The organism is Flavobacterium sp. 11, assembly GCF_002754315.1.
In the GTDB taxonomy this organism is placed as follows: domain Bacteria; phylum Bacteroidota; class Bacteroidia; order Flavobacteriales; family Flavobacteriaceae; genus Flavobacterium; species Flavobacterium algoritolerans.
On the sequence record NZ_PEFE01000001.1, the window covers coordinates 322,386 to 340,550 of the forward strand.

At 35.0% G+C, this 18,165-nt stretch carries 18 protein-coding genes; 8 read left to right on the forward strand and 10 right to left on the reverse strand.

Annotated elements, in window-relative coordinates; translation table 11 throughout:
• Positions 1-248 precede the first annotated feature (248 nt).
• Together mobB and mobA are read right to left on the reverse strand one after the other, a co-directional pair.
• Positions 249-1,538, reverse strand: a complete 1,290-nt coding sequence (gene mobB, locus CLV00_RS01510) for a conjugal transfer protein MobB (protein WP_099713495.1) — start codon at positions 1,536-1,538, stop codon at positions 249-251.
• Positions 1,535-1,966 carry a conjugal transfer protein MobA gene (mobA, locus tag CLV00_RS01515; RefSeq protein ID WP_099713496.1) on the reverse strand — a complete coding sequence of 144 codons (432 nt, stop codon included), beginning with the start codon at positions 1,964-1,966 and terminating at the stop codon, positions 1,535-1,537. Before mobA ends, mobB begins: the two co-directional genes overlap by 4 nt.
• 216 nt (positions 1,967-2,182) lie before the next feature.
• Between mobA and CLV00_RS01520 the strand changes: the two genes are divergently transcribed.
• Together CLV00_RS01520 and CLV00_RS01525 are read left to right on the forward strand one after the other, a co-directional pair.
• Complete coding sequence (locus tag CLV00_RS01520) at positions 2,183-2,872, forward strand: nucleotidyl transferase AbiEii/AbiGii toxin family protein (protein ID WP_099713497.1); 690 nt, start codon at positions 2,183-2,185, stop codon at positions 2,870-2,872.
• A 47-nt stretch (positions 2,873-2,919) separates the two neighbouring features.
• Positions 2,920-3,231 (forward strand): hypothetical protein, encoded by a 312-nt coding sequence (locus CLV00_RS01525; RefSeq protein WP_099713498.1) that lies wholly within the window; start codon positions 2,920-2,922, stop codon positions 3,229-3,231.
• Between the two features lie 933 nt (positions 3,232-4,164).
• On the opposite strand, the gene CLV00_RS01530 is transcribed toward CLV00_RS01525, so the two are convergent.
• Both CLV00_RS01530 and CLV00_RS01535 read right to left on the reverse strand, forming a co-directional pair.
• On the reverse strand, positions 4,165-4,521 hold the full coding sequence (locus tag CLV00_RS01530; RefSeq protein ID WP_099713499.1) for a hypothetical protein: 357 nt from the start codon (positions 4,519-4,521) through the stop codon (positions 4,165-4,167).
• A 2-nt stretch (positions 4,522-4,523) separates the two neighbouring features.
• Positions 4,524-5,399, reverse strand: coding sequence for a hypothetical protein (locus tag CLV00_RS01535; RefSeq protein ID WP_099713500.1), 876 nt, complete (start codon positions 5,397-5,399; stop codon positions 4,524-4,526).
• Positions 5,400-5,572: 173 nt separating this feature from the next.
• On the opposite strand from CLV00_RS01535, the gene CLV00_RS01540 reads away from it, so the two are divergent.
• From CLV00_RS01540 to CLV00_RS01570, 6 genes are all read left to right on the forward strand, one after another.
• On the forward strand, positions 5,573-5,968 hold the full coding sequence (locus CLV00_RS01540; RefSeq protein ID WP_099713501.1) for a helix-turn-helix domain-containing protein: 396 nt from the start codon (positions 5,573-5,575) through the stop codon (positions 5,966-5,968).
• 139 nt (positions 5,969-6,107) lie between these two features.
• Positions 6,108-6,365 carry a hypothetical protein gene (locus CLV00_RS01545; RefSeq protein ID WP_099713502.1) on the forward strand — a complete coding sequence of 86 codons (258 nt, stop codon included), beginning with the start codon at positions 6,108-6,110 and terminating at the stop codon, positions 6,363-6,365.
• 739 nt (positions 6,366-7,104) lie between these two features.
• Entirely contained in the window at positions 7,105-7,926 is an 822-nt protein-coding gene (locus CLV00_RS01555; protein WP_099713503.1) for a type IV toxin-antitoxin system AbiEi family antitoxin, read from the forward strand.
• Positions 7,923-8,750 carry a nucleotidyl transferase AbiEii/AbiGii toxin family protein gene (locus tag CLV00_RS01560; protein WP_099713504.1) on the forward strand — a complete coding sequence of 276 codons (828 nt, stop codon included), beginning with the start codon at positions 7,923-7,925 and terminating at the stop codon, positions 8,748-8,750. Before CLV00_RS01555 ends, CLV00_RS01560 begins: the two co-directional genes overlap by 4 nt.
• Positions 8,751-8,776: 26 nt before the next feature.
• Positions 8,777-10,324, forward strand: coding sequence for a type I restriction-modification system subunit M (locus tag CLV00_RS01565; RefSeq protein ID WP_099713505.1), 1,548 nt, complete (start codon positions 8,777-8,779; stop codon positions 10,322-10,324).
• Positions 10,321-10,584: a restriction endonuclease subunit S gene (locus tag CLV00_RS01570; RefSeq protein ID WP_099713506.1), complete on the forward strand. Its 264-nt coding sequence runs from the start codon at positions 10,321-10,323 to the stop codon at positions 10,582-10,584. The genes CLV00_RS01565 and CLV00_RS01570 overlap by 4 nt, the downstream gene beginning before the upstream one ends.
• Positions 10,585-10,706: 122 nt before the next feature.
• Here CLV00_RS01570 and istB read toward each other — a convergent pair whose 3' ends face one another.
• The 6 genes from istB to CLV00_RS01600 all read right to left on the reverse strand — a co-directional run bounded on the left by istB (position 10,707) and on the right by CLV00_RS01600 (position 18,160).
• Entirely contained in the window at positions 10,707-11,444 is a 738-nt protein-coding gene (gene istB / locus CLV00_RS01575) for an IS21-like element helper ATPase IstB (RefSeq protein WP_099713507.1), read from the reverse strand.
• Between the two features lie 17 nt (positions 11,445-11,461).
• Positions 11,462-13,009, reverse strand: a complete 1,548-nt coding sequence (gene istA, locus CLV00_RS01580; protein WP_099713508.1) for an IS21 family transposase — start codon at positions 13,007-13,009, stop codon at positions 11,462-11,464.
• Positions 13,010-13,150: 141 nt separating this feature from the next.
• The gene (locus tag CLV00_RS01585) at positions 13,151-14,143 is read right to left on the reverse strand and encodes a glycoside hydrolase family 5 protein (RefSeq protein WP_099713509.1); all 993 of its coding nucleotides are present in this window, start codon (positions 14,141-14,143) and stop codon (positions 13,151-13,153) included.
• 2 nt (positions 14,144-14,145) lie between these two features.
• The gene (locus tag CLV00_RS01590; protein ID WP_099713510.1) at positions 14,146-15,387 is read right to left on the reverse strand and encodes a glycoside hydrolase family 27 protein; all 1,242 of its coding nucleotides are present in this window, start codon (positions 15,385-15,387) and stop codon (positions 14,146-14,148) included.
• 95 nt (positions 15,388-15,482) lie between these two features.
• Positions 15,483-16,526 (reverse strand): IPT/TIG domain-containing protein, encoded by a 1,044-nt coding sequence (locus CLV00_RS01595; RefSeq protein WP_099713511.1) that lies wholly within the window; start codon positions 16,524-16,526, stop codon positions 15,483-15,485.
• Between the two features lie 20 nt (positions 16,527-16,546).
• On the reverse strand, positions 16,547-18,160 hold the full coding sequence (locus tag CLV00_RS01600; protein WP_099713512.1) for a RagB/SusD family nutrient uptake outer membrane protein: 1,614 nt from the start codon (positions 18,158-18,160) through the stop codon (positions 16,547-16,549).
• Positions 18,161-18,165: the final 5 nt, after the last annotated feature.

Below are 18,165 nucleotides of genomic sequence, written 5' to 3' on the forward strand. Positions count from 1 at the left end.
GTTTGTTTTTAATTCTTATGAATTTAAACCATCTGACAGCTTAGGAGTAATTACAGTCTCACCTAGGAACTCTTTGGCTGCATTAGTCTCAAAGCAATATTAGAAACAGTTGTAAAAAAACAAAGACAATCCCTCCTTATCGTCAGGACAGTCTTTGTTTTTAAAAAGAGTTGGTACAGCCAATTTGATGAATCACTCCTTTGTCGTGAATCAACAAAAAGGCTGGCGATTAAAATTGATAGTATGCACTATCTTTTTTTGCGTCTGGCTTTCTTTTTCATTTGGTTGACAAATAATTCTTCATCATAGTCTTCTGCTTTTCCATTGGATAATAACCCTCCAAAGACTTCAATAAGGTTGTTTTCTTCGTGGCTATAGGACATATTTTCCTTAACCAAAAAGTCAAACAGCTTGTGTGATTGTTTGATATCTTCATTTATAGTCGCATTTTTCTTTGAAGCACCATTTCCCTGCACAGGTTGCTCTATTTTATTGCCATTATTCCACCATTCATTGAAAACGTTAGCCGAAAGGTTTTTGCCTAATTGCGAACCATTCCACACGGATTTTGAACTATGGTCAATAAACGTTATTCCATAAACTCTGCCTTCGGTATTTCGTCTTACAACGGTATTAATACCTCGTTCCAACAACCGTTTTTTGAATTCTTTTTCATTCGATGCCGTCTGCAAGCACATCTCAATGGTTGTCTTAAGCAAAGCTTCGGATGGCTCATTTTTCAACAATTCTTTGGACTGGGCATAGTGTTGTTGAAGCTGAACATATCCTGCCTGTTTACCGAACAGCGAAGCCTTAAAGGGATTGCTTGCTTTTTCTCCCTTTTCATTTAATGCAAAATATACCAGTCCTTGTTTTGGGATTCCATTAAATTCACCCTTGACTTCTTCAGCGGTAATATTGAAAAGGGAAAGCAGGGCATTGTAGGTGCCGAAACCCTCAAATTTATAGTTCTTTGGTAAATGACGGATTACCGAAGCCATCTGGCTCTTTATGTCACCAGCCTTATAATCAACGGGTTTGAATATTTGATTTTGTGGATTTTGCTTTTTCTCGATAGCCGATATCAGGCAGTATTGTTTTTCCAATTCGCGACAGACATCCATCGAACGCCTTTTTTCAAATTTATCAGATATTTTCCTGCCATTTTCATCCACACAAACTGATACGATATGAATATGGGTCCGCTCAAGATCTGTATGCTTGAATACCACAAAAGGCTGTTCAGCGTAACCCATTTTCTGCATATACTCCTGAGCCAGCTTTTCAAATTGTTCATCACTTACTTTATCCTTCGGATCAGGATTGAGAGAGATATGTAATATTGGTTTTTCAGTCTTTCGATTGGCAAGCAAGTACGGTTCAAAAGAACGCAACAGTTGACTGGTGGCATAACTGCCATCAGGAGTTTCAATTATCTTATTGGTATACAAAACCTGCCCATTTTCATTTTCCACTTTGAGTTGATTGTACACCAATGCACCATACAGATTGCTCCCTCTTCCGATTTTCGCTATCATTTTTTCAGGTATTTTGCTTCAAACTCCTGGGTTAGTAGAATGATTTTTTGGCACAATACCGCCATTTCTGCTGTCTGTTTTTCCAATTTATAGAGATAGGCTGCGGCTTTCTTTTCAGAAAAATTGCGGTACAGTATTTTTACCACTTGGTTATAATTGGTTCCTACAGCCCTGAACTGTCCGAATAGGGTGGTCAGGCGCATATAGTAATCCATGGTTGCCTTGTCAACCGTTACGATTGTAATGCCTTTTTGGAAGACACATGCCGTAATAAAATGGGCCATTACATCCATTCGTGAAGCTTCATAGAGAGAAAGGAATCGTGCATTTTCCTCAGCACTAAGGCTTATAGAATAGCGGTGAACGGCGGGATCTTTCTTGGGATGCCTGCCTCCTTTATGCGAGGTAGTTTTGCCGTTGCTTTCCATTACCGTTATTACTGGTTTCGTTTAAACAATTTAAAAACCAATATACTTTATCATTAGTAATGACCTCTGGATATTGGAGAATATGGAAGCATTTGGCTTACTATTTCCGCATGTTGATTTTCGCCTTAAGGACAACTTCCGTCAAACAAAGCCACGACAGGACCCTTTCTAAGAGTGCCTCGCTTTCGGGATTAATTTCATGAGAAACGTGAAATTATGCTCTACAAAGAAACAGTTAGCAAGGAGATGTGGGAACTTCTCCAAAGGCTTATGAAAGATGAAAAATTGAAAGACTATATATTGGTCGGCGGTACGGCGTTAGCCTTACGACTGGGACATCGCTTATCAGTGGATCTAGATCTTTTTACAACAAAAACTTTTAATTCGCAGATGATGCTCAAATATCTGCATGACACTTACGATGTAAATGAAAAGGAAAGCCAGTTCTTCCCGAACACTGTTCTTACCTACATCGATGATATAAAAGTCGATATTGTTACACACAATTACCCTCTTCTGAATTCCGTGGAAACAGCTGAAGGAGTCCGCATGATTTCCAATGAAGATATTGGAGCAATGAAACTCCATGCGATTCATCAGAGCGGAGACAGGTACAAGGATTTTGTTGACATGTACTTTATGCTTGAACGAGAACCATTAAAGTTCTACCTACAAGCCTATCAGAGAAAATATGATAAGGATTCCTACTGGGCTTCCATAGGTCTCAATACATATGACAAGATTAGTACCTTTGAAGGTATAGATATGCTGAAAGAAAAAGAGCAAAACTGGAAAATTATCCAAAAACGGCTGGAACTGGCAGTAAAAAATCCGTTGTATAAATTTAAATCAGAAAGCCAGGATTTACCGATTAATCCCAACAAAAAGAGAGGATTTCGCAGGTAATTAAGCAAAAAATACTTATATTTGATACTACACCAATTAAAAAAATAATGAAGCCATTAACCAAACATATACCTAATCTTCACCCTAAATTCTTTTGGGATTTTAGATTCGACAGTATTGACTGGGATGGAGGATATAAAATGGTAATTGCCCGTATTGTTGAGCGTGGAGGTCAGGATCAAATTGACGAAATCGTCCGTTTTTATGGTCGTGAAAAAGTAATTACTTCTATCCGTGACGAGATTTTCTTTCTTCCCAACTATGCCATTGAGAATGCTCTTAAATTCTTTCCCGAACTCAAAAAGGAAGAGATGTATTGCTATCTGAACCGCAAAGACAAACCCTATCACTGGATTTAGTGAATACCTAAATCCCTAAACGGGTTTTTCTTGGTTTATTTAATTCTCATCTTTGCTTTGTTCAGTCTCTTTGGACGGGTTGGACTTTATATTTTACTCAAAGAAATATTAAAAAGAAAACCAAGGTAGGACGTGCTCGATGAGCCTGTCCAAAAGACTACGGCATAATGGTTAGCTCGTGCCTCACAAACCACCCTTCGGGACTTATTCCGTTTCCTTTTGTCCTGTCTGCATCCCGTCCTTTGAAATTGCTTTCTTTTTCTTTTTTCCGATTTTCGGTTTTCTTTGGAAAAAATATTTATGTTTTTAGATAGGGGTATATGTGAGTATCTAAAAGTCTATTTATTAACTTATTTACATAAGGGAGCATTCATGTCTTTGTATAAAAGCATACGTATGTAAAAGCGTATGTACATACATACAGCTATACAAGCGCATTTACTTATGGGATTAAATACATCTATAAATCAGTGCATCCGTACAGAATTGCATTGATACCTCAATAGGCATGAGAAGATATATTTAAATATTTATGTTTGAAGATACGCATCTGCATATTTTCTAATTCGGCAGATAACTGCAGTTAAGCTTCTCTGGAATTAATAGAGGTGAACCCATTAAAGCCAGGAATGCCAACACTATCCTATTTCTACACAGCCTTATCAAGGCTGATTTGTTCAAACCAATCACAACACATAACAATTCCTAAATATCCGCAAAACAAAAAAAGGGCCTCAAGCCCTTTCCTTTAAAACCATATCCAATAATATTTTCGCAGGAAAATAGCAAGTTGTGTTTTGAGCTGCTTGAAATACTTTCCGCAGCTCAAAACCACTTGCCCGTACGGGACTGGAAAACACCTCCGAAGTCGGTGTTTTATTAAACTTATAAATGGAAACAGGTTAATTGCTAATGTAATTCTTATATAGATTGTTAGTCTTTTATTATATTTTCATCTTCCTTTCTAGAATCAGCAGGGAATAATATGCTGATTTCATTTAGCAGTTCAAATTCATTAATTGGAAATAACTGCAAGGCAATTCCCAGTATAAGGCCGACGTCAATTGACTGATTTTTTATCGTAAGGGGTACTTCAGCTCCATCTTGATCCAGAGCCACAATACATAACTTTATAAGATTTCTAATAATTGAGGCAAGTTCCAAAAAATCAAACACTCTAATTTCTGCAGTATATAAACCGCTTTTGTTCCCTGCAGGTTTTAAGGTTCTCAGACACATATCTGTTAATCTCTTGATAGCTTCAATATTTTTAACTCCATCTGTTTCCATGATTATTTCTTATTTTCAATTATTTTATTTTCAATAATTTCAATTTGACTTAACCTCTCGAATTCTTTTTGTATCACTATATCCGCTTGATTTTTAAAATTTTTGCATCTTTCTTCCACTACCTGATAATATAAATAATCAACATCGTTAGTCTTACTAAAACGTAAGGTGTTGGGCTGTTGCTTAAGAAGTTTAAATATGGATTTGTCTTCCCGTGTTTGTCGGGGAAAAAAATCTGCAGTTATGGTAGTAAAGTATTCACAGAGATTAAATAAATACTCTAATGCAAAATGATTAGGAGTGTAGCCCACAAAGACACGGATCAAAGACAAACAGATTTGCTCCACTATTTGATGAAGAGCGGACATTTTTACTTCATCCGAACTAGAAGCATCATCATCATTATATACCCAGCCCCAGATTGTAGCAATATTATTCCTCCTCCATGCTATGTAATGCGATGTTGATTTTAAATTTCTTTTGGGAGCTTCGCTAATATTTAAATAAGGAGGCTTGTTAATATCTTGAAATAACAGCTCTGCGTTCTGCATAATCTGCCAAAAGAAAAACTGCTGGTCTTGGAAGAGGTCTTTTAGACTCTGCACGTGGTGTATAAGAACAGTAGCGGTCAAAGTACCCTGAGTCTTTGCTTTTATCTTATCACTTATATCACTGACAGCATTATCTTTGGTTTCTTGTACAAAAACTAAGAGGTATAAATGACTATGTTCTTTTTGCAGTTCTTTATCAGGATAAATTTTCCTGCTGGAGCTATATGCTGTTGCATGCCTGCCAAAACAATAAATCGCAGATGTTTTAATGTGCTCAGTAATTACTTCCTTCAACTCTTTTTGCTGTGAAAATTCAATTGCATTCATAATTTTGCTTTTTTAATTAATACTTATTCGAAAAATTGTATTTTTGTTCAAAACACAATGCAAGTAAACAATAGATTGTACCGTACCGAACTAAACGGAATTGTATCATACTAATTCAAGCTTGTATTTTACCGATTTGAAAAAAATTAGAGAATTTTAAATATCTTTGAACAATGGAAACAGCAACAAAACCAAAACACATTGGTAGGAATATAAGCCGAATCAGAGAGCTTAGAGGTATGAAACAAGAAGCATTGGCTATTGCTATTGGTGTAAGTCAACAGTCAGTTTCCAACATTGAAGGAAGCGAAACAGTTGATGAAGAAAAATTAAAGGCAATTTCTGAAGTTCTTGGGGTTTCACCTGAAGCAATAAAAAATTATAGCGATGAAACTGTATTAAATGTTATCAATAATACTTTCACTAGTCATGATAGTTCAACAATTAATGCAATTAATATTCAGCCAAATTTTAATCCCCTGGATAAAGTAGTTGAGTTATATGAACGTTTAGTTCAGGCAGAAAAAGATAAGGTTGAGTATTTGGAAAAATTATTGAAGGCTAAATAAACCTTTTATAAAAGATATAATTAATTCCAAAAAGAGACCTCACAAGTCTCTTTTTTGTTTGTAGAATAGAAAGTAAATCAAGTTTTATTAGCGTAATATATTATTATTGTGCGTAAAATGAAAATCAAAAAATAAACCGATGGATAAAACTATTAAGCTAAGAGTTAAAAAAGAAATTGATAATAGCAGTGAGCTTAAAGTTTTGAAATTAAAAGGCTCTCTAATTTCAAAAGGATACACTGAAATTATTCATATTGCTGATGAAAATACAGAGTATTATCTTAATTCATTTTCCACTTCCCCTGAGAATAAAAAAGAGGTGGAACATTTTGTTTTAAACTATATTACAGACCATAATCTTGCCGATACTATTTCTTTACTTGAAGAAAACAAATAAATGATTTTTGATTGCGGTACTTTTTTCAAATCATGTGCAAAAACCTTCCTGAAAACAGTCAGTATTTTGTGGATTTCAAAAGTAATATTGTTTGAAAAAGTACGCTTCTTTTTCCTGTTATCTTCATATGATTTTGAGAAGCGTACACTTTCAAAAGACATTTAAAAATCATTTTTAAAGTTTTTTTTTATGAGCTTAAAAATCTCCAACCAAAGGAGAAAATAAACTTAAGTATGGATACCTGCAACTGCGTGTATTGGGTGGTCAATATTGTTGGGATTTGCAATACGTTTTTGAAGCTTTGTAGCCATATATCTAAAAATCAAATCAATAACTTCATTTAACGAGCAATTGCTTCGACGATTTAGGAGCCGAACAGCAAATCAAGCATTTCGGAAACGATTGCAATGTAATGGTCAAAATTCTAATCAGTCGCTGCGAGCAGTTTGTCGAAAACAATTCAGTAACTCACATTACCACAAATTTATCGCCATCCGAATTAGAAAACGCTTGTGGAAATCGGGATTGTTCATGTTTAAGTTAGATGTTTCATTCGATTGTTTTTGATATAGAAACAGAAGAAAAGAGATAAACGGGTTGTTGTAATTGTGTTTCGTATTCATATTGTCAGGTTAAACCTGACAATGTAGCTATGGTATGTAAATTTTGCTAAATAAATGATTATTGATATTATTATATTTTGTATCATTGTAGTCAGGTTAAACCTGATATGTTGACTATGAGGCATAAATATATATCTACACAATCTAATGAAATTCTTTCCTATTTTAATAGTAAGGACATACCGTGTTTTGATTCTAAGGCAGCACTACAAGCTTTGCCTGAATCAAAAGAAAGTGCGGTAAGAGAATTGCTTAGCGATATGACCAAAAGAGGGCTTTTAATGCGGCTGAAAGAGGGCGTTTATTACATAATACCCTATGAAGAGAATGCGCAAACTTTTATGCCCGATTGGCACTTGATTGCGCAATATCTCGTAAAGGGCGCAAAGTATTACATTGGTTATTACTCTGCTTTGCAAATCCACAATCTAATTACTCAACCCTCCCTTAAAGAGCAAATTGTTGTTTCAAAACAAATGAGGCCATCGGAAATTAAAATTAAAGACATCACATTTCAATTTATTTATCACAATGAAAATCATTTCTTCGGTGAAAAGAAAATTTGGATTGATGATTTTAATAAAGTGTTGTGTTCTGATTTAGAAAAAACTATAGTGGATTGTTTGTTCAAGCCGGACTATGCGGGAGGAATCGTCGAAATTGCTAGAGCAATATACGAAACGAGAGACAAAATTAACTTTAAAAAACTCTTGGAATATACTATAAAATTCAAATCTCAAGCGGTTGTAAAACGATTGGGGTTTCTCTTGGAAATCTTGGAAATAGACAATGAAATTGTCCAAGAGCTATTGAATATGAAAACAGCCTCTTACATACAACTTGATACAGAATTGCCAAAATCGGGTAAAATGATAAGTCGTTGGAGTATTCAACAAAATTTAGAAACAGAAACAATTAAGTCAGCCATTTACACATGATCAAACCGGGCGAAATACAAAAGAAAGCAAACCAAGTTGGAGTTCGTGACCAACAAATCGAGAAAGATTACATTTTATCTTGGATACTTTGGGGGGTAGCAAATCACGAACAACTTTCAAAAACAGTAGTATTCAAAGGAGGAACAGTATTAAAGAAAGTCTATTTCGAAGATTATCGTTTCTCAGAAGATTTAGATTTTACATTACTAAATAACGAAATTTCAAACGAACAAATTTTCGAATGGTTCAACGAAATATTTGATCTAATCAAGGAGGAAGCAAACATACCACTAAAAAAGATTGACGATGATGAAGACGATGAAAACAAACTAAAAGAGGAGAAAGAAGACGGTTTAAACTTCTACATAGGTTATGTTGGCCCATTGGGTGGTTTTGGAAACAACAAAAAAGTGAAAATAGATATCTCAAGAAGTGAAAAATTAGAGTTTGAGCCAATACAAAAAGAGGCAATTATAGACTACTCAGATTTAGAAGAATACACTTTACTATGTTATCCTTTAGAAGAATTATTAGTAGAAAAATTACGTTGTACGATGCAACGTATGCAACCAAGAGATTACTATGATATTTGGTATTTAGTAGAAGTTGAAGGAATGGAGGTTGAATATTTTACGAATGAATTCCGAAATAAATGCATAAGCAAACAACAAAATCCGGATGATTTTCATAAAAAACTAGAACAAAAATTACCCCAATACAAAGCACGATGGCAAAAATCGATGAGTGATCAAATAAAAGATTTACCCGATTTTGAGCAAGTGGAAAGAGAAGTGAGTAGAAAGATTAAAAATTTTATGGTTTAACCAACGAAATAAACAAAAGAAAAATAATGACAAGCACCGCACAAAGAGCAGAATTACTAGCCAAAATATGGAAAATAGCCAACGAGGTTCGTGGGGCTGTAGATGGATGGGATTTCAAACAATTTGTATTGGGAACACTTTTCTATCGCTACATTAGTGAGAACTTTACGAATTATATAGAGGCTGGTGATGATAGCATTGATTACGCTAGCTTATCGGATGATGTAATTACACCAGAAATAAAAGATGATGCAATTAAAACAAAAGGATATTTTATCTATCCTAGTCAATTTTATGTAAATATTGCTAAAACTGCTAATACTAATCCAAACCTTAATACGGATTTAAAAGCCATTTTTACAGCAATTGAAAGTTCTGCAAATGGGTATCCATCGGAAGAAGCTATAAAAGGTTTATTTGCAGATTTTGACACTACAAGTTCACGATTAGGGAATACCGTTGAAAGTAAAAACAGCCGTTTAGCTGCTGTTTTGAAAGGTGTTGAAGAACTAAATTTCGGTAATTTTGAAGACAATAAAATTGACCTTTTTGGCGATGCCTATGAAATTCTTATTGGCAATTATGCCGCCAATGCAGGTAAGTCCGGTGGTGAGTTTTTTACACCAGTACACGTGTCTAAGCTTATTGCACAATTGGCAATGCACAAACAAGAAAAGGTAAATAAAATTTATGATCCTGCGGCGGGTTCAGGTTCTTTACTGCTGCAAGCCAAAAAGCACTTCGATGCGCATATCATTGAAGAAGGATTTTTTGGTCAAGAAATTAACCATACGACTTATAACTTGGCTCGTATGAACATGTTTTTACACAATGTCAACTACGACAAGTTTAATATAGCTTTAGGCGATACACTTCACCATCCTCACTTTATTGATGATAAACCTTTTGATGCTATTGTATCAAATCCTCCTTATTCAATAAAATGGATTGGAGATGATGACCCAACACTTATAAATGACGACCGTTTTGCTCCTGCTGGAGTGCTTGCTCCTAAATCAAAAGCCGATTTTGCATTTGTATTGCATGCACTGAGTTATCTTTCCAGTAAAGGACGTGCAGCCTTAGTGTGTTTTCCTGGTATTTTTTACCGTGGTGGTGCCGAACAAAAAATTAGAAAGTATTTAGTGGATAATAATTTTGTAGAAACAATTATCTCTGTAGCTCCTAATTTATTTTATGGAACTTCTATAGCGGTCACAATTCTGGTACTTTCAAAACATAAGACAGATAATACAACACAGTTTATTGACGCAAGTGGTGAAGATTTCTTCAAGAAGGTAACCAATAACAATATGATGACCGATACACATATTGATAAAATAATGGAGTTATTTGATAGTAAGGTTGATGTAGAACATGTTGCAAAATCTATCGACAATACTAAAATTGCTGAAAACGATTATAATTTATCAGTAAGTTGCTATGTAGAACCCAAAAATAACCGCGAGAAAACTAATATAGTTGAATTAAACAAAGAAGTTACCAAAACAGTAATAAGAATAGATAAACTTCGTGCAGATATTGATGTAATTATAAACGAAATTGAAGCATGAATTATTTAGAAAAGTTATTGGTCGGTGTTAACGTAGAGTGGAAATATTTAGGGAACGAAAGTTTCATTGAAATTGCAAATTCCGGTCGCAAGCCAGTTAAGGCATCAGAGCGATCACAAGGAAAAGTGCCGTATTATGGAGCAAATAATATCCAAGATTATGTTGAAGGCTATACTCATAACGGTGAATATGTACTAATTGCAGAAGATGGAACTCAAAGTGCAAATTCCAGTGATATTGACCACCCAATTCCAATTTAAAGTGAGCACCTGATTCCAATTCAAAATGACCACCTAATTCCGGAGCAAAATGACCACCTACATTTTACATCAAAAACTACTTTTTTTCATCTGTTAATTAGTGTTCAAATATACTTAAAATATTACCCTTTGTTTATTCCTCTTTTCTTTCTCATAGATTCTCCATGTAATTCGAGTCGGTGAGATTGATGTATGAGTCTATCCAGAATTGCATCAGCTATGGTTTTTTCTCCAATGATGTCATACCAGCCTTGTACCGGGATTTGTGATGTTACAATTATAGAACCATTATTATGCCTGTCTTCAATGATCTCTAAAAGGGTAATTCTGTTATGACTGTCTAGTGCTTGGAGTCCAAAATCGTCTAATATAATGACATCTTGCCGTTCTATTTTGGCCAATTCTCGTAGGTAAGAACCATCTGCTTTGGCCATTTTTAATTTAGCAAACAACTTCGAGGTATTAAAATAACTTACTTTAAAACCTTGTATGCAGGCTTGGTAACCCAATGCGGTACCTAAATAACTTTTACCTACACCGGTACTTCCCGTGATTAAAATGTTTTCGTTTTTCTCTACAAATTCACATTCTGCCAGACGCAGTACTACGTTTCGGTCAAGATTACGGGTTTGGTCAAAATTGATACTTTCAATATTTGATTTGTAATGGAATCGGGCATTGGTGATACTGCGCTGAATACGACGATTGTGCCTTTCGTCCCATTCGGCATCAATAATCATCGATACAAACTGATCGAGCGTGTAATGGTCTGTTTTTCCGCTTTCAATGGCTGTTTTAAAAGCATTGAACATGCCATAAAGCTTCATTTGTTTCATTTTTGTTACTGTGGATTCATTCATGATTACTTGGTTTTAATTTAATTATAATACTGTTTTCCTCTTATGTTACCGTGACTCGGGAGTTCCTGCTCGGGTTCCTGTTCAAAATCAATATGGTCTAGGTTGTTTTCTAAAATATTTTGAATGGTCTTAAAATTGTAAATTTTAAAATCAAGTGCCCGCCTGCAGGCATTTATTAATCGCTCTTTCCCTACCTTTTTCTCGAAGCTTAGTATTCCTAAACAACTTTTATAGGCCTGTTCAGGATGGTTTCTACTTTCGATTATCTGCATAATATATTCTCCTACTGACTCATCAATACTATTAGCCCAATCAATGAAGCGAGCAGCGCTCCACTGAGCTACAAATTGATGCGTACTGGCTAAATGTTCCGGGGTGGTGGTATAGACATAAGGTTTGTAATTTCGTGCATGGACAGCTACCCGATTGTATTTGTGATAGATCTCTACGGTTGATTTGGTATACAATAGTTTCGCTTTTTTCTTTACGTATTGATACGGAACGCTGTAGTAATTTTTGTCTTGACTTAATTGAACATGCCCGTTTTGCATTACTGTTGCAAAGGATTGGTATTTGATTTCAAAACGTTCTTGTGGTAGTGGACGTAGTTTTTGTTTCTCATCTTCTAAAAATAATTCCAGGCGAGAATAAGGACGTCCTGTGAGTTTTCTACCATTATGAGAGTCAAGTAAATCCCATACCTGCTGGTTTAGTTCTTCCAGAGAAAAGAATTTAGTTTCTTTTAGATTTACATAAATCCTTCGGTACAATATCTTGACAGCTCCTTCAACCAATGATTTATCTCTTGGTTTATAAGCCCTGGCAGGCAAGATAGTAGTTTCGTAATGTTCGGCTAAATCAGCCAAGGTTTCATTAATTGTTGGTTCAAAACGACTGCTTTTTATCACTGCAGATTTTAAATTATCGGGGACAATTGCCGCAGGAGTGCCTTCAAAAAAACGCATGGCATTTTCTACCGATGTAACAAAATCTTCCTTTTGTTGGCTCATAGAAGCTTCGGCATAGGTGTATTGACTGGCTCCCAATATGGCTACAAAAAATTGTACTTCTTTGATTTCTCCCGTGTCTTTATCAATAAGGGAGAGTGTTTTTCCTGCATAATCCACATACATTTTATCACCAGCTTTGTGATTCATGTGCATCACTGGATTGACTCGTTTACCCCATGTTTTGTAATGATGACCAAATTGTGAACTCCTGTAACCATCAGGGTTTACGGCAATATATTGCTCCCACATATGTTGTACGGTAACACCAACTTTTTTTAGTTCGCGTTCCATTTTAGGAAAAAAATCATGAAGTATCTGCAATTTGGGACTAATTGATTCCACGGTAGTGTGTGAAAACAAAAGTTCCAGTTCTGCATCTGTTTTTTCATTAATCACTTCAATACTTAATCCTAGGACTTCAAATAAAGAAATATACTTCTTTACCGTATTCCTAGAAAGGGATAAGTAGCTACTTATAAACAACTTACTCTTGCCGTTACAATAGAATTTAATTGCTTTTCTAATTTTACTCATGTCTGTTATTTTGTTTGCCATAATCCGTATTTTTTTAACGAATGTATGGTGCTAACAACATGAAAAAGTTAGTAGTTTTTAATGGTCAATTGTACCCCAAAATCAGGTGGTCAATTTGCACTGGAAAGTGGTGGTCAGTTTGCTCCGAAACTGGTGGTCAATTTACACTGGAATAGGGTGGTCAATTTGACCGGTTTTTCCATTATAGTGTCTCAATAGTGATCTAATTTTAACACCAGATTCTTTCAAATCATTCTTTTTCCATTTCCCTTCCGTTTTAGCAGATTTTCTTAAAATAGAACATGTTTCATCTTTGTCCGATACTGACCATGTAATCCAACTCAGTTTTCTACTTTCCATCCAATCTATATAATCTTGCCAAGATTCATGGTCGAGGGGACCATCCCCAGTGGCCTGCATCCCAGCAGATTCTGAGACAAAAACTGGCAGTCCACTTTTTATTGCGTCATCCGTTCTGTCACGCAACCATTTTCCATGGGTTCCTGCGTAGAAATGCATGGTATACATTAAATTATCGAATCCTTTTATAGGATTTGCAGCTGGTAAATGAATATCCTGATCCCATTTGGGGCAACCTACAAGAATAATATTATCTAAATCATTCTCGCGAATAACTTTTATAACCTCTTCCGAATAGGCCTTTATTTCTTCCCAAGATTCATAATCAGGCTCATTAAAAATTTCATAAATTACATTGGGGTACCTACCATAAATTTTCGACATTTCTGCAAAAAATTCTTTAGCTTCTTCTAAATTTATGTTGTGGCTGTGCCAATCTATTATTACATAAATATCCGCTTGAATTGCACCCTCAATAACAGCTTTAACTTTGGCTTTCGAAAATTCACGTTCTTTCAAATAAGGTTTGTCCCCTACCTCAATTCCCATTGCAGCGCGAACTACATTACATTTAAAATCTTTTTTGAGCCATTTAACCGCTTTTTCATTATAAAATCTTGGCCAGAAACTATGCCAACCAAAACTCAATCCACGAAGCACAACATCTTCTCCGTGAGTATCGACAAGCTGTGTTCCTTCAAGTTTCAATTGCCCATGATTTTTCACAAATTGAGCGTTAGAAAAGCAACAGCAGAGCAAAAAGAACAATCCCGTAATTTTCGATTTTACGTCCATTTTTAAATTTTATTTAATTTCAAAGTAATTACATCATGCGAGGATAAATCAGAAATAAATATTTTTTTTGTGTTTCCAACCTCTTTGTTTTTCCAAAGGTCAATAATTTTATAATTTGTCGTATTAAAATTAGTTTCTAGATTGAAATCGACATCTCGTATCACCTCTTTTTTCCAATCGAAATATATGTTCTTCGTAACATCACTTCGATTCAAAAAAGTTATTACCCAATTTCCATCAGATAAAGGTTTAACCCAAATTTCCAATCCATCCTTAGCGGAATATTTAAACCCTTGAATCCCCAATTTATCCTGATTTACAGCAATTAGTTCCTTGTTTGATAAAATTGCCAATGTTTCTTTAGACATTTTTCTGAAATCATTTCCAGCTATTAAAGGTGAAGACATCATAGACCACATTGTGAAATGTGCTCTATCTTCGTTATTTGTCATGCTATTACCCACCTCCAACATATCGAAATCATTCCAATGATCCGGTCCGGAAAACTTACGAATGTTTTTACGCATTTCGATAATTTTCATAAATCCCCATGACGACCAATTTCCTTGCTCATGTTTAAATTCACAATCAAAACACGGATAAATATCTCCGGAGATTCTCCAAAGATTACCAACAGGTTTTCCCCAATCCCAAGGCTGATTGTCACCCCATTCACATAAACTGAAAACGATTGGTTTACCTGCTGTTTTCAATGCGTTACTCATTGTGGTATAGGCTTCTTTTGCATTGATTCCTTCAGTATTGCACCAATCATATTTTAAAAAATCAATATTTAAGTTTGCATAAAAACGGGCATCTTGATATTCATACCCACGAGTTCCAGGATATCCGGCACAAGTGTGCGTGCCTGCACAATTATACAAACCAAATTTCAGTCCTTTGGCATGAATATATTCCACTAATGATTTCATTCCGCTAGGGAATTTTATTGGATCTGGAACTAAATTACCATTAGCATCGCGCTCTTTGGCCATCCAGCCATCATCTAGTACAATATAAGTGTAACCTGCAGCCGCCATGCCGGAAGCCACCATTATATCAGCAGTTTCTTTTACCAAATTTTCATCAATATTTGTTTCAAAAGTGTTCCATGAATTCCATCCCATAGGCGGAGTTAAAGCTAAATCATTGTATTTGGTACTTTTTTGTGCTATTACATTTCCTTGGCTTGATGCGGACAACGAAAAAGCAACCATAAAAAAAGAACAGATTATTTTTTTCATCTTTGTATTTTTATATTTAAAAATTATTTCTAAAAAGAATTCCCTAATTGTTGAATTAGGGAATATCTTAAACAAACTCAAACAAAACCAAATATTTACTTTAAAACAAAACCTACATCATCAATAAAAATTTTATCCCCATTATCATTTCCAAATTCTTGAAAAACAATTTCATTAATTTCTGCAGGTGCACCACCTAGATCGCTAAATGGTATCACTACGCTAGTCCATTTATTATCAAATGAAACCTCTTTTCCAGCACCAAAATTACCATTTAATACAACTTTAAATTTACCCGTTGCCTTCGTACTTTTAAATGAAACCCTAAGCGCTTTGTAAGAAGCTGTTGCAACTGGAGCAGCGAACATTGGGAATTTAAAACCCGTGTATCCCGTAAATGTAGTTTCTATAGAATTTTGACCTTGTAATTTTTCTGTAGTATTGACTTTATAACCACTTCCATCCCAAGGTCCTAAATAATTTTCAACAAATGAAGCCGGAGTATCATCATAAATTGCTGTCCCTATAGCTTGAGTAGAGGTTGCGAAACCAGATATATTTGTTACGGTAACGTACTTATATTGTGTGACACCAGCAGGAACTGTTACCTTAATTTCTGTCAATGATGATGAAATTACTGTAGCGTTAATATCACCAATTTTAACGGAGGGGTTTAAGAAATATTTTCCACTGATTGTTATAACATCGCCTGCAACTGCATTTATGGGATTGTAACTTCCAAAAGTAGGAGCTGGTGGAGCAATTATAAATGGATAAATTACAGTACCAAATTTTGTAACTATTTTTAATTCATTCGATGCATTTGCGTAAGGAGTACTTTCATCAATTGTAACAAATATGGCTTTATCGGTAACTAAAGTTGGATTGAAATACGTATCCACATCATTAAAATAAATTTTTTCAAGGGTGGCAAAACCAGAACCTTGAATTACATATACATTTTTAGGCAATCCAGATGTTGTTGGAACTAGTTCTCCTGCACCAGCTTTGCTGACACTGTCAATTGCCAATGTTCCTGAAGACCCCTCATTGTCATCTGATGAACAGGAAAACAACATACTTGCCACCAAGAAAAAGGTAAGAAAGGTATGTAAATATTTTGCTTTAAGATTTTTCATAATAGTATATTTTTTTTAGGTTATTTAAAAACATAAGGAACTGCAGGTTCTCGTAATTTTGGATTCTGCAACAGCTCATTTGCAGGATAAGGATATATAAGTGTTGTAATGGGTAAAGAAGAAATTTTAGTTGGTGCAATTTTTGTCCCTCTGTCTTGAGCTTCCAATTTAGCTTTTGCAACAGCAAAATCAAGTCTACCCAAATCAAACCAATAATCATTCTCCGCAGCCAATTCAGCTCTTCTTTCTTTGAAGATATCTTCAAAAGTTATCACTGTTTTAGGCACTAACCCAGCTCTAACTCTAACTTTATTGTAGGAGGTCAGTGCTGCACCGTTTGAAGTACTACCAGATTGAGAACCTAAAATTGCCTCGGCATGGATCAATAATAATTCAGCATATCGCATCACATATGTATTTTGCTTAGTAAATCCATTTGATAGGGCATTATATACCCCAGTAATGTCAGCATTACTTCTACCACATACATATTTTTTCATTGCAGCACCAGAACCTTGTGCGAAATTAGTTTGCCCATCTTGATCTAAATCTGGCATAGTATATCCCAATGTTATTGCCCCAGTTCCGTCATAATTTGCTGATGCTGATAATTTAGGGTAATTATCTCCCGGTTTCATAAATGTTTCTTTTCTGCGCAAATCTCCTGGCTCAAAAGCATTATTAATCAAATCTTGAGAGGGACCTACAACTCCAGCATAGCTGGCTTCTGTTAGATTTCTATTACTTGCAAATTGTGTATTCAATGAATTTCCGTAGAAGTAAAGACCTGGCATCCACTGAAAAGCAATGATAGATTCTTCATTGTTGTTATATTTTGGAAGAAATAAATCTCCGTAATTAGTAGCTGGTACATCTGTACCGAATAGTTTAAACTCTCCGCTGTTGATTACTTCTTCTGCGAGAGCTCTAGCCTCGGCATATTTCTTTTGATATAAATAGACCTTTGCCAGAAGTGCTTTTGCTGAGCCTGAAGAAACTCTGGCATTATCCTGATAACTACCTCCTCTGACTTTTGCTTTCAAATTGTCTCTAGCAAATATCAAATCGTTTTCGATAAACTTATAAACATCCGAAACAAGATTAGTATTAATTTGAGGATTAGCAGCAAAATCTGCTGCATTCTCAACAATTGGTACAGGTCCAAAAAATCGAACCAAATTAAAATAAGCTAAAGCTCTCATAAAATGAGCTTCACCTAGCGAATTATTGATGGCGGCTTCACTTACCTTTGGATTATTAATATTAGGTAAAGCCAAAATTAAGGTGTTTGCATTTGCAACCACCCCAAAACAGGAAGACCAAGCTCCAAGTAAATTCTCATCACTAGTTTGAAACAACAATGTATTAAACTGATTAAATTCAGAAGATGTGTTCACTAAATTTCCAGATGCCATGTCAGTTAAAGCAAAGTACGGCTTTACCGTTAATTCAAACCAAGCTTTTCCATAAAGTATATTAGTACTTGAAGCTACTTTCTCATCAGAATCATAATATGTCGCAGCGTCATAAGAATCCTTAGGAACTACATCTATAAACTCGTCTGAGCAAGATGATATGACTAAAATCGAGCATAAAACAACTAATGTTTTATAATTTATTAAATATTTTTTCATTTTTT